The sequence below is a fragment of the Pseudarthrobacter sp. rb genome, from assembly GCF_056389225.1.
Genome location: NZ_JBWJAR010000002.1, coordinates 326152 through 338927, shown reverse-complemented (window position 1 = coordinate 338927; position 12776 = coordinate 326152). Strand labels below are relative to the sequence as shown.

The 12776-nt window shown below is 66.6% G+C and carries 13 protein-coding genes; 12 read left to right on the top strand and 1 reads right to left on the bottom strand.

Going from position 1 to position 12776, the window contains the following annotated elements; translation table 11 throughout:
- Positions 1-92 precede the first annotated feature (92 nt).
- The 12 genes from ACWRN3_RS04265 to nusB all read left to right on the top strand — a co-directional run bounded on the left by ACWRN3_RS04265 (position 93) and on the right by nusB (position 11261).
- Positions 93-467, top strand: a complete 375-nt coding sequence (locus ACWRN3_RS04265; protein ID WP_141160339.1) for a DUF948 domain-containing protein — start codon at positions 93-95, stop codon at positions 465-467.
- A 17-nt stretch (positions 468-484) separates the two neighbouring features.
- Entirely contained in the window at positions 485-715 is a 231-nt protein-coding gene (locus ACWRN3_RS04260) for a DUF6167 family protein (RefSeq protein WP_224026156.1), read from the top strand.
- A gap of 126 nt (positions 716-841) precedes the next feature.
- Complete coding sequence (gene alaS, locus ACWRN3_RS04255) at positions 842-3520, top strand: alanine--tRNA ligase (protein WP_255172321.1); 2679 nt, start codon at positions 842-844, stop codon at positions 3518-3520.
- A 7-nt stretch (positions 3521-3527) separates the two neighbouring features.
- Complete coding sequence (ruvX, locus tag ACWRN3_RS04250) at positions 3528-4127, top strand: Holliday junction resolvase RuvX (protein WP_255172320.1); 600 nt, start codon at positions 3528-3530, stop codon at positions 4125-4127.
- Positions 4124-5860 (top strand): endolytic transglycosylase MltG, encoded by a 1737-nt coding sequence (gene mltG / locus ACWRN3_RS04245; RefSeq protein ID WP_476739943.1) that lies wholly within the window; start codon positions 4124-4126, stop codon positions 5858-5860. Before ruvX ends, mltG begins: the two co-directional genes overlap by 4 nt.
- Positions 5857-6717, top strand: a complete 861-nt coding sequence (locus ACWRN3_RS04240; RefSeq protein ID WP_255172318.1) for a shikimate dehydrogenase — start codon at positions 5857-5859, stop codon at positions 6715-6717. The genes mltG and ACWRN3_RS04240 overlap by 4 nt, the downstream gene beginning before the upstream one ends.
- A 23-nt stretch (positions 6718-6740) precedes the next feature.
- A complete protein-coding gene (gene aroC, locus ACWRN3_RS04235; RefSeq protein WP_476740011.1) occupies positions 6741-7940 on the top strand; it encodes a chorismate synthase in 1200 nt (399 codons plus the stop codon).
- On the top strand, positions 7940-8509 hold the full coding sequence (locus ACWRN3_RS04230; RefSeq protein ID WP_476739942.1) for a shikimate kinase: 570 nt from the start codon (positions 7940-7942) through the stop codon (positions 8507-8509). Before aroC ends, ACWRN3_RS04230 begins: the two co-directional genes overlap by 1 nt.
- On the top strand, positions 8506-9597 hold the full coding sequence (gene aroB, locus ACWRN3_RS04225) for a 3-dehydroquinate synthase (RefSeq protein ID WP_476739941.1): 1092 nt from the start codon (positions 8506-8508) through the stop codon (positions 9595-9597). The genes ACWRN3_RS04230 and aroB overlap by 4 nt, the downstream gene beginning before the upstream one ends.
- Positions 9597-10115 (top strand): tetratricopeptide repeat protein, encoded by a 519-nt coding sequence (locus tag ACWRN3_RS04220; RefSeq protein WP_255172315.1) that lies wholly within the window; start codon positions 9597-9599, stop codon positions 10113-10115. Before aroB ends, ACWRN3_RS04220 begins: the two co-directional genes overlap by 1 nt.
- 172 nt (positions 10116-10287) lie before the next feature.
- Entirely contained in the window at positions 10288-10851 is a 564-nt protein-coding gene (gene efp, locus ACWRN3_RS04215; RefSeq protein WP_141160347.1) for an elongation factor P, read from the top strand.
- The gene (nusB, locus tag ACWRN3_RS04210; protein WP_141160348.1) at positions 10851-11261 is read left to right on the top strand and encodes a transcription antitermination factor NusB; all 411 of its coding nucleotides are present in this window, start codon (positions 10851-10853) and stop codon (positions 11259-11261) included. Before efp ends, nusB begins: the two co-directional genes overlap by 1 nt.
- Before the next feature lie 70 nt (positions 11262-11331).
- Here nusB and ACWRN3_RS04205 read toward each other — a convergent pair whose 3' ends face one another.
- Positions 11332-12609 (bottom strand): PrsW family intramembrane metalloprotease, encoded by a 1278-nt coding sequence (locus ACWRN3_RS04205; protein WP_476739940.1) that lies wholly within the window; start codon positions 12607-12609, stop codon positions 11332-11334.
- Positions 12610-12776: the final 167 nt, after the last annotated feature.

Sequence of the window (12776 nt, the reverse complement as noted above, 5' to 3'; positions counted from 1 at the left end):
ATGTAAGGTACTTGGGGGACATCTGCGCGGCGCCCCCTCCGGGCGCCTGCAGGATGGGACCCACCCACGGAATTTCGAGGAGATGAACGTCTATGTCTGGTGGCGATATTGCCGGCCTGATCGCTGCCGGGGTGTTCGCGCTCCTGGTCCTGCTGCTTGCGGTGCCCATCCTGAAGCTGGGAAAAGTCTTCGATGAGGTGCGGACCACCATCAGGTCCCTTAGCGACGGCGCCACCCCCCTGATGGACGAGGTCACGGCCACCGTGTCCACCACCAACCAGCAGCTGAAGAAGGTTGACGGCATCTCGTCGAACGTCTCGGATGCGTCCGCCAACATCTCAGCACTGTCCTCGCTGGTCGCCGCAACGGTTGGTTCCCCGCTCATCAAGGTTGCCGCCTTCAGCTACGGCGTCCGCAGCGCCTTCGCCAACCGCCGGAAGCCCGCCGCCGGGCGCCGCAGCCGCTAGATTCGAAAAGAACAAACATGAAAAGAATTGTCTGGATGGGAATCGGCGTGGCCATTGGCGTCATTGCCTTCCGAAAAGTGAGCCAGGCCCAGTCCAGCCTCGGGCCGGAGGGCCTCAACCGCACAGTGGGACGGCTGGCCGACGGAGTTTACGACTTCGCCGACGCCGTCCGCGCAGGGATGCATGAACGGGAAACCGACCTGAGGACGGCCCTGGGCATCGAATCCGCTGAAGTGGTCCGCCGCTAAGCCCGGCAGGGCATTTCACCGGCAGCCAGCCAACTACCGGCAGGACCCCCATTCGGGATCCCGCCACCTGAACGAAATTCCCGTGCCGCCCGGCGGCGCGGACCACGAAGGGTAAGAAAACAGCTCATGAAGTCGCAGGAGATCACAAAGCGCTGGGTGGACTTTTTTGTCAGCAAGGGCCACACCGCGGTTCCCTCCGCATCGCTGGTCTCCAGCGACCCCTCGCTGTTGTTCACGGTGGCCGGCATGGTCCCGTTCATTCCCTACCTCACCGCCCGCGAGGAAGCGCCCTACTCCCGCGCCACCAGCGTCCAGAAGTGCATCCGCACCGGCGACATCGAGGAAGTGGGCAAGACTGCCCGCCACGGCACGTTCTTCCAGATGTGCGGCAACTTCTCCTTCGGCGACTACTTCAAGGAAGACGCCATCAAGTTCGCCTGGGAGCTGCTCACCAAGAGCGTTGACGACGGCGGCTACGGTCTTCCGCCCGAGCGGCTGTGGGTGACGGTCTATGAGGAGGACGACGAAGCCGAGGAACTGTGGCTGAAGAACACGGGCGTCCCCGCTGAGCGCATCCAGCGCATGGGCAAGTCGGACAACTACTGGTCGACGGGCCAGCCCGGCCCGGCCGGTCCCTGCTCAGAGATCTACTACGACCGTGGACCTGCCTACGGCGTCGAAGGCGGGCCGCTGGCGGACGAGACCCGCTACATCGAGATCTGGAACCTCGTGTTCATGCAGTACCAGATCGAAAACGTGCGCTCCAAGGTTGACTTCGACATTGTTGGTGAGCTGCCCAAGAAGAACATCGACACCGGCCTGGGCATGGAACGCCTCGCCATGATCCTGCAGGGCGTCGAGAACATGTACGAGACCGACCAGGTCCGTCCGGTGATCGACAAGGCCGCGGAACTGTCCGGCAAGGAATACACCTCCGCCGAGACACCGGAGGACCCCCACCACACGGACGACGTCCGCATGCGTGTCGTCGCCGACCACATCCGCTCTGCCCTGATGCTGATCTCCGACGGCGTGACGCCTTCCAACGAGGGCCGCGGCTACGTCCTGCGCCGCCTGATCCGACGCGCCGTCCGGTCAATGCGCCTCCTGGGTGTGGAACATGCCTGCCTGCCTGAACTGCTGCCGGCTTCGCGCGACGCCATGAAGGGCGTGTACCCCGTGGTGGCAACCGACTTCGACCGGATCAGCCGCATCGCCTACGCCGAAGAGAAGGCGTTCCTGCGCACCATTGCGTCCGGCACTGCCCGGCTTGAGGACGCGGTCAAGGAATCCAAGGCAGCCAACAAGCCGCTCTCCGGCGAGGATGCCTTCACCCTGCATGACACCTACGGGTTCCCCATCGACCTCACGCTCGAGATGGCCGAGGAGGCCGGCCTGAAGGTAGACGAGCCGGCCTTCCGCAGCCTGATGCAGGAACAGCGCCAGCGCGCCCAGGCTGATGCCAAGGGCAAGAAGGGCGGCCACGCCGACGTCAGCGTCTTCCAGGAGCTCCTGGGCCAGGGCGAGACCGTCTTCACCGGCTACACCGAGCTCGAAGGCGAATCCCGCGTCCGCGGCCTGCTCAGCGCCGGCCGCCAGGTACAGCAGGCAGCCACCGGTGACGAGATCGAACTTGTGCTTGCCGAAACACCGTTCTACGCCGAGGCCGGCGGCCAGGCCGCGGACACGGGCCTGATCACCGGTGACGGGTTCGTCGTCGAGGTCCTCGACGTCCAGCGCCCCGTGAAGGGTCTGAGCGTGCACAAGGCGATTGTCCGCGAAGGTGAAATCGGTGCTGACTCGCTGGTGCGCGCCGCCGTCGACCGTGAACGCCGCCACGCGGCCGAGCAGGCCCACACCGGAACGCACATCGTTCATGCAGCCCTGCACCAGATCCTGGGGCCGGAAGCCACCCAGCGCGGTTCCTTCAACAAGGCCGGGTACCTGCGCTTCGACTTTGCCTGGGGCGAGGGCCTGAGCACGGCCACCCGGTCCGAGATCGAAGAGGTCTCCAACCTTGCCATCCGCAACAACTACGCGGTGGAAACGAAGATCATGGGACTGGCCGAAGCCAAGGCCATGGGCGCCATGGCACTCTTCGGCGAGAACTATGGCAGCGAAGTGCGCGTCGTGGAGATCGACGGCGCATGGTCCCGCGAGCTGTGCGGTGGCACCCACGTTGCGAACACCTCGCTGATCGGCAGCCTGTCCCTCCTGGGCGAACAGTCCGTAGGTTCAGGCAACCGGCGCGTGGAAGCGTTTGTTGGCATGGAAGCGTTCCGCCACCTCGCGGCAGAGCGCGCCTTGGTGACCGAGCTGACTGACCTGCTGAAGGTGCCGTCCGGCCAGCTCGCCGACAGGATCTCCGCCACCCTTGCCAAGCTGAAGGCCACCGAGAAGGAACTGGACCGGCTCCGCAAGGAACAGCTGGCCGCTGTTGCCGCCCAGCTGGTGGACAGCGCCAAGGATGCCGCCGGTGTCCGGGTGCTGGCCCACGATGCAGGAACCGTCAGCGGTGCCGACGACCTGCGCGGACTGGCCCTGGACCTGCGCAACCGCCTCGGTTCCGCGGCGGCCGCCGTGGCCGTGGCAGGCGTCGCCAATGACCGCCCGCTGATCCTGGTGGCCACCAACGAGGCCGCCCGCGAAGCGGGCGTCAAGGCCGGTGCCCTGGTCCGGGTCGCTGCCGGCGTGCTCGGCGGTGGCGGAGGCGGCAAGGACGACGTCGCCCAGGGCGGCGGAACCGACGCCGGAAAGGTCGGCGCTGCCCTGGCCGCCGTCGTCGACGCTATCTCCAGGCGATAACACAGCCATGACCGATGCTGTTGCTGCCGGCGGCTACCCCCAGGGCGTCAAACTGGGGGTAGACGTCGGCACCGTCCGCGTAGGGGTGGCCATCTGTGACCGGGATTCGATCCTGGCCACGCCCTACAAAACCCTTGACCGGAACGCCAGGAAAAACTCCGACGTGCGCGTCATCGCCAAACTGGCGCAGGAGCTGGGAGCCGTGCAGGTCATTGTTGGCCTGCCCCGGACCATGAAGGGCGAGGAACACTCCTCGGCCAGGATGGCCACCGACTACGCCCTGCTCCTGGCGGCCGAGCTTGCCGCCCGTGGCCTGGCGGTCCCGGTCAACCTTGTAGACGAACGCCTCAGCAGTGTCTCGGCCCACCGGAACCTGCACGAAGCTGGCATGAGCAGCAGGGACCATCGTAAAGTAGTTGATCAGGTCGCGGCGGCGGGTATTCTTCAGCACGCCATCGACATGCAGAAAGCCAGGGGAGCGGATGTCGGCTCACGCGTGACAGCGCCATCCCCGTCCGTGGACCTGGGGGCCGGTGGGGTGGACCAGCCCGTCCGCGCCATCCCCGCAGACACGGCCCAATCTTCACATAATGGAAGGCAACAGTGAGCCCTGCCAACATTGACGACACCTCCGGTCCGCTGGACCCCGGGGCCGCCAGGCCGCTGACCCGCAAGGAAATGCGGGCCCGGGAGAAGAGCCTCAACACCGGCGGCCACGACGCCGTGCCCGAGCAGGCCTACGAAACCGGTGACGTCCCGCCGCCGCCGGCAGCTCCTCCGGCTGCCGCATCTCCCGCGGCCGAATCCACCTTCGCTCCGCTTCCCGCCGCCGGAGACGTTCCGGCTCTTCCGGAGACCCCGCCGTCCATCCAGGAAGACCAGCCTGCGCCCGGTTCCCCCGGCAATGATGCCGGCACCGACGTGCCGGCCCCTCTCCAGCACCACGACGCCGTCCCCGGGCACGAGGATGCTGCGCACCCCGGTGCCGCCCCGGCCGCCGTCGGGCACCATCCGGACGATGTCCACCATGCCGGGGCGGACTACCATGACCCCGCACATCACGACGCCTATTCGCAGCCACTGGACAACCACCACTTCGACGCGCACCACGAGGCGGACCTGCACCACGGGGCCGACGTGCACGGCCACCAGGAAGGCGTGCACGACGCCCATGCGTACCACTCCGGCGGATACCACGAGGACCCCCACGCGGACGTCCCGCACCAGGACGCAGGCCACGAACTGCTGCCAGGCTCATCAGCCGCCCAGGTGGTGCGGCCGTCCAAAAAGGTCCGGCGCCGCCGCAGGCTGCTGGCCCTGGTCCTGACCCTCGCTGTGTTCGTGACGGCAGTCGCCGTGGGCGCCCAGTTCCTCAAGCCACTCCTGGGCAGTGGCAAGCCCTCGGATTTCCCCGGCCCCGGATCGGGCGAGGTCCAGGTGACCGTAGCCAGCGGTGAAGGAACGCGCTCTGTCGCCGCCCAGCTTGAAGACCAGCGCGTCGTTGCCAACGCAGATACCTTCATGCAGGCCTTCCACGCGTCCGGCGGAACGCTGTCACCGGGGGACTACACCTTCAAGACGGAGATGAAGAACGCTGACGCCGTGAATGTGCTGCTCGGCAAGGACAAGACCAAGGTCATTTACTTCGCCCTGAGCGCGGGCCTGCGGATCAACGAGTCCCTGCAGGCAATCTCGGAGGGCTCCGGCGTGTCGATGCAGACCCTGCAGGCGCTCAGCAACCAACCTGCCCAGTTCGGCCTGCCGGCCAACGCGAAAAACCTTGAAGGCTACCTGGCCCCCGGCGAGTACCGCTTCCCGCTGGGGACGCAGGCCAAGGACATCCTGCAGGCGCTGGTTAAGGCCACCACCGACGAACTGGTATCGCAGGGCATCACGGACCCCGCCAAGCAGTACCAGGCCGTCATTGTGGCAAGCATCGTCCAGGCAGAGGGCGGCCAGGCCGACTACGGCGACGTGGCCGGCGCCATCTACAACCGCCTCAAGCCCAACGACCAGACCGGCGGCTTCCTGCAGGTTGACTCTGCCGTCACGTATGGCCTTGGCACCCGAAGCTTCAACTTCACGGATGAGCAGCGGCAGGACAAATCCAACCCGTACAACACCTACGCGAATCCGGGCTTGCCACCGGGACCCATCGGCTCACCCGGCAAGACCGCCATTGACGCGGCCGCCCGGCCAAAGACCAATGACTACCTGTACTGGGTGACCATCAACCTGGACACCAAGGAGACGAAGTTCGCCAAGACGCTGGCCGAACACAACGCCTACGTCGAGCAGTACAACGCGTGGTGCCAGGCCAACGCGGGCCGCTGCACATGAGCCTGCGGGCTGCCGTCCTGGGCCACCCGATCAGCCACTCGAAGTCCCCGGCCCTGCACCTGTCCGCCTATGAGCGGCTGGGTGCGGGCATCAGTTACACGGCCATCGACGTCACGGAGGCCTTGCTGCCGTCCTTCATGCGCCAGATCCGGAACCAGCCGGGCTGGCGCGGGCTCTCGGTGACCATGCCGCTGAAGACGGCCATGCTCGGCGAGGTGGACGAGGTGCGGGGCGTGGCACGGACCCTCGGAGTGGTGAACACTGTCACCTTCGAGGAATCCGCCGGCAGGGTGAAGACTGTGGGCTCGAACACGGACGTGACCGGCATCGTCAACGCCCTGCGCCACGCCGGTACCCGGGCAGCACCGTCCGCCGTCATCCTCGGTGGCGGCGGAACAGCGGCATCGGCGGTCGCGGCCCTGAAGGAACTGGGCACCAGCAGTGTGCAGGTCTTTGTCCGCGATGCCTCGCGGACAGCAGACGTCCGCTCCGCCGCGGACAGCCTTGGCGTGGCCCTCGAGGTCCGTCCGCTGGCGGGTGCGGCCCGCCCCACGGCGGAGGCCGACGTCGTCATTTCCACCCTGCCGCCCCGCGCCGCAGATGGACTCGCCGCGGAAATTGCGGCCTTCAAGACCAGGACGCCCGGCGTCCTGCTCGACGTTGCCTACGATCCGTGGCCCAGCCTCATCGCCTCGGTATGGGAGTCCGGCGGCGGCGCCGTAGTGCCCGGCCTGGAGATGCTGCTGTACCAGGCCGTGGAACAGGTGCGGCTCTTCACCCGCCGCGGGGAAGACGTTAACGCACCTGTCATAGATGTGATGTGTGACGCAGTCGGCCTTGCCCGACGGGCGTTGTGACCGCCCTACGTGGCAGGATGGAAATTATGCGTTGGTTGACTGCCGGTGAATCCCATGGCCCGGCTCTGATGGGAATTATTGAAGGCGTCCCCGCCGGTGTTGAAATCACCGGCGGCCACATCGCAGACTCCCTGGCCCGCCGTCGGCTTGGCTACGGACGCGGCGCCCGGATGAAGTTCGAACAGGACGTGGTCACTATCCTTGGCGGCGTCCGCCACGGCCTGACCCAGGGCGGTCCCGTCGCCATCCAGGTGGCGAACACCGAATGGCCCAAGTGGGAGCAGATCATGTCCGCCGACCCCGTGGACCCCGGGCTCCTCGCCGACCAGGCACGCAACGCGCCCCTGACGCGCCCCCGCCCGGGGCACGCCGACTTCACCGGCATGCAGAAATACGGCTTCGATGAGGCCCGTCCCGTACTGGAGCGTGCAAGCGCCCGCGAAACCGCCACCCGCGTGGCGCTGGGCACGGTGGCCGCGCAGTTCCTCAAGCACCTCGGCATTGAACTTGTCAGCCACACCGTGTCCATTGCCAGCGTGACGGTGCCGGAAGGCCGCCCGCTGCCCGTGCCCGGCGACGTCATTGCCCTGGACACAGACCCCTTGCGCTGCTTCGACCGCGAAACCTCCGACGCCATGGTGGCCGAGGTGGACGCTGCACACAAGGAAGGCGAAACCCTGGGCGGCGTAGTGGAGGTCCTGGCATACGGACTCCCGCCAGGACTGGGCAGCTACGTGCACTGGGACCGCCGGCTCGACGCCAGGCTGGCCGCGGCACTCATGGGCATCCAGGCCATCAAGGGGGTGGAGGTCGGTGACGGCTTCCTGACCGCTGCCCGCCGCGGCTCCGCCGCCCACGACGAAATCGTCCGGGACGGTGAAGGACGCATTGTCCGCACCAGCAACCGTGCCGGTGGCATCGAAGGCGGCATGAGCATCGGTGATGTCCTCCGCGTCCGCGCAGCCATGAAGCCCATCGCCACGGTTCCGCGCGCCCTGCGGACCATCGACGTCAGCACCGGTGAACCCGCCAAGGCACACCACCAGCGTTCGGACGTCTGTGCAGTACCGGCCGCCGGCGTAGTGGCCGAGGCCATGGTAGCCCTGGTCCTCGCCGAGGCCGTCATCGAGAAGTTCGGCGGTGACTCAGTGGCGGAAACCGCGCGCAACATCAAGGGTTACCTGGACAACATCCCGGCATCCCTGGACTCGATCGGCCAGTAGTGCTCCACCGCAGCAGTCCCGGACCCCTCTGCGGCCGGCCGATAGTACTCATCGGTCCCATGGCGGTGGGCAAATCGGCCATCGGGCAGCACCTCGCCCAGCAGCTGGGGGCCCGGTTCATTGACACCGACGCGGTCATCGTCGCCGGCCACGGCTCCATCGCCGATATCTTCGCGGGGCGCGGCGAGCACGCGTTCCGGGAGATCGAAGCCCGCACCGTGGCCGATGCCGTGGAGGAAGCTGAAGGGACCCTGACCGTTATCTCGCTGGGCGGCGGTGCGGTGCTCGACTCGGGCACGCAGCAGCTCATCAGCCGCTGCACGGTTGTGTACCTGGAGTGCGACGCCGATACCGTGGCGGACAGGATCGCCCGGAACTCGGGCCGCCCGCTCCTCGCCGGCGACGCCATGGGCCGCTGGACAGCAATGTTCGCCACCCGCAGGCCGGTCTACGAGAGGCTGGCCGACATTACCCTGGACGTCCGCCACGGCTCGGTACCCGAGCTCGGCGGCCGGCTGGAAGCAGCACTGCGGAACCACGCAGCTGCCAAACAGGAAGTTGAAAAGTGAACACGCAATCAACAGTCATCAACGTCACCGGCGAAGGTGCCGGCAACAACTACGGCGTCGTCGTCGGGCGCGGCCTGCTTGGTGACCTTCCCGGGCTGCTCGGAGAGCGGGTCCGCCGCGTCCTGGTGATCCACCCCCGCGCCCTGCGCCTCACCGGTGACACCGTCCGCGACGAACTCGCAGCGGCCGGCTTCACGTCGCTTACCGCCGAAATCCCGGACGCTGAAGAAGGCAAGCACATCCAGGTGGCCGCCTTCTGCTGGCAGGTCCTGGGCCAGAACGATTTCACCCGTTCGGATGCCATTGTCGCCGTGGGTGGGGGAGCAGTAACCGACCTTGCAGGCTTCGTCGCCGCCACCTGGCTGCGCGGAGTCAAGGTCATCCACATGCCCACCAGCCTGCTGGGCATGGTGGACGCCTCCGTGGGCGGCAAGACAGGCATCAACACCGCCGAAGGAAAGAACCTCGTAGGCTCCTTCCACCCGCCCGCCGCCGTCCTGGCAGACCTGGACACCCTGGACACGCTGCCGAAGAACGAGATCATTTCCGGCCTGGCCGAGGTGATCAAGTGCGGTTTCATCGCCGATCCCGCCATCCTGGACCTGGTGGAAAAGGACCCCGCCGCAGTGGTGGATCCCCGTTCCGACGCGCTCCGCGAGCTGATCGAGCGGGCCATCGCCGTCAAGGCCAAGGTGGTCTCCGAGGACCTCAAGGAGTCCGGGCTGCGGGAAATCCTCAACTACGGCCACACTCTGGGCCACGCCATCGAACTGGTGGAACGCTACTCCTGGCGGCACGGGGCCGCGGTGTCCGTGGGCATGATGTTCGCCGCGGAACTTGCCCGCAGCGTCGGGCGGCTCAGCGATGCCGACGCCGACCGGCACCGGAGCATCCTGGACGGGCTTGGGCTTCCGGTCACCTACCGGCGGGACCGGTGGCAGGGCCTGCTGGACGGGATGCGCCGCGACAAGAAGTCCCGCGGGGACCTCCTGCGCTTCGTTGTCCTGGACGGCATCGCCAAACCGGGAATCCTCGACGTCCCGGACACATCGCTGCTGTTTGCGGCCTACCAGGAAATTGCGTCCTGATGAAGGGCGACATGAGCGGCACCGCCGACTGGCCCGAGGCAGGGTTCCCCGGTATCCGGATCAACCCGGACACCCTGCGGCCGCAGATCGTGAACGAGGACGCCGTCCGCGATGCCCTGGCCGCCTCCACCGATCCCGCCGACCCGATCTTCGTGTTGCTGGTTGAGGGCCACGCGTCCGACGCCGCCGAACTGCTGGCCGAAGCCCGCTTCAAGGACCCGGAATCGTTCCGGCTGCGCGTGTTCGAGGCCGAGGTGCTGAGCGTCTCCCACCGGATGGACCGTGCCATCGAACTGTTCCGCCAGCTTGTGGCGGAGGTGCATGGCACCTCCCGCGAAGCGCTGGCCCTGCAATACCTGGGGCGGACACAGTATGCAGCCGGGCACACCTCCGCTGCCGTTGAATCCTTCTCCAAGGCACTGGACCTGCGGGTGGCGCAGTCCGCGGATGCCGCCCAGATCTACTCCTCCACGGTGGCCCTGCAGCGCGCCCGGGACGTCCTGGACCTGGCCTGCTGACCCGGAGCCCGGTGGCCGCGGAAAGGCTGCCCCGGAATTACCGGTAGAATGGTTGTGGAATTTTTGCATCCACGCGATTTTTGACAAACACGTGCAGGCGGGCCGTTGTGGCGTGCCCGCCCGGCATACAGCATCTGACCACGCGGCCAGACAAAGAAACCAGAGGAAACCAGTGGCAACCACTAACGACATTAAGAACGGAACGGTCCTGAAGCTCGAGGGCCAGCTCTGGAACGTCATCGAATTCCAGCACGTCAAGCCCGGCAAGGGCGGCGCCTTTGTCCGGACCAAGATGCGCAACGTGATGTCCGGCAAGGTTGTTGACAAGACGTTCAACGCCGGGCTCAAGATCGAAACGGCAACCGTTGACCGCCGCGATTACCAGTACCTGTACCAGGACGGCGCAGACTTCGTCTTCATGGACACCTCGGACTACGACCAGATCACCGTGTCCGGCGCCACGGTTGGTGACGCCACCAACTTCATGCTCGAGAACCAGATGGTCAACATCGCCATCCACGACGGCAACCCCCTCTACATCGAACTGCCGCCGAGCGTTGTCCTGGAAATCACCTACACGGAGCCGGGCCTGCAGGGCGACCGCTCCTCCGCAGGCACCAAGCCCGCCACCCTGGAAACCGGCTACGAAATCCAGGTCCCGCTGTTCATCGAGAACAACACCAAGGTCAAGGTGGACACCCGCGACGGCAGCTACCTGGGCCGGGTTTCTGAGTAGTGAGCGCCCGCGGTAAAGCCCGCAGCAGGGCACTGGATGTTCTTTTCGAAGCGGAGCAGCGCTCTGTTTCGGCGTTCGACGTGCTTCGCGCACGCCGGGAAAAGACCGACCAGGTGGTCAACCCCTACACCTTGGAGATTGTCGAAGGCGTAGTGTCCCAGCAGGCCGCCATCGATGAGTTCCTGGAGACCTACTCGCAGGGCTGGACCCTGGAGCGCATGCCGTCCGTGGACCGCATCATCCTGCGCATCGGCACCTGGGAGCTTCTGTACAACGACGACGTCCCCGATGGCGTAGCGGTCAGCGAGGCTGTTGCGCTGGCCAAGACGCTGTCAACGGACGAGTCTCCGCAGTTCATCAATGGCCTTTTGGGCCGGCTGCAGCAGCTGAAGCCTTCGCTGCTCGCCTAGCCTCCCCGCAGGACAACGCGATAGGGCCCCGCCGCAGGCGGGGCCCTATCGCGTTCCCACGGGTGCAGGTTCAGCCGGCCACGGCCGCCCGCAGTGAGAGGATGCGCTGCAACTGCTGCCTTTCCTCGGCCTGGTGGAGCGGCACGTCCCGTCCGCTGAGGATGCGCTGCCGGGTGTTGGCAAGCTGCGTGGCGGCTTTCATGAACTGCTTCATTTGCCGCTTCCGGCCGGAGTTCGCAGCCCAGGCCAGGGCGGTGCGCCGGCCGCCCAAAGTGGCCAGCAACTGGACCTCAGCCGGGGTGAACCAGCCCGCCGCCGAGTACTCCATCAGCCGCTGCCGCGTCAGCCGCTTCTCGGCCACCCGCAGGAAGATGATGCCTCCCACGGCCAGGACGAAGATCGGCACCTGGACCACGATGTAGTCCAGCAGGAAGCCCTGGCCCATGCTGTTCCACCTGTTGTGCAGGAACATGGCCGGCAGCAGGCCCACGAAGAAGGCGCCAATGGACGCGCCGGTGTGCCAGCGCCGTGCGGCGAAGCCCATGACAAGGCCGGTGGTGCCGGTGAAGATGGCATGCGCGAACGGGGACATGACGCCGCGGAGGAAGAAGATCTGCGCGAAGTCACTGGCCGGTGACGTGGACTCCGAGATGGCCCGGCCGAAATAGAGGATGTTCTCGGTGAACGCGAACCCGCCGGCGATGGTGAACGCAAACACCACGCCGTCCACGGGGCCGTCGAACTGCCGCCGCGCCGCGAGCAGGAGGATCAGCAGCCCAAGGGACTTGGCGAATTCCTCCACGATGGGCGCCTGCACTGTTGCCATATAGGTCTGCAGGTCAGGCTGGTCGGTGAACTGGAATGCGATGACGAAGAACGGCTGGATCAGCAGGGTGACTGCCACGGACACCGCCGCGCCCCACGTAAAGGCGAAGAACAGCAGGCGTTTCGGCTCCGGCTCCCACCTGTCGATGATGTGGACCGCTGTCAGGACCACCGCCAGCGGGATCAGGGACGCCAGGAAACCAATCAGGAATCCCGCGGCGCCCGTGTTGGACAAAAGGAACGGCACCACCAGGAACAGGCTCAGGAAAGCGAGCACGCCGCCGGCAATCGACAACCCCACCAGCCCGCCGCGGGCCCGCGTCGCATGCAGCGCCGTTCCCTGGGCCTGGGCCGGCACCATCACGGCCAGCGGCTGGCCCTGGTGGCCCGGGGCAGCCCGGTAGTGTTCCGGCTGCACATGGCCCATCCAGCTGGGGTTGGCCTGCTGGGGCAGGGGACGGTAGCCGCCGCGGTAGTGGTCGTCGGGGAGGCCGGAGGGAGGCTGCTGCGGGTACGTCGGCATACCCGAAAGCCTAAGCGGGTGCTGCCGCACCACAAAGGACCCGGCCTCAGGGCCGCCGGAATGTGATCAGCGCCGCGTTGTCCGGGCACGGGCCCGGCAGGGACCGTGTGGTAATTTTGAACAGCAAACATTCCTTTTTTAATTCCGTCCTGTGAGGCGGGGAAAGG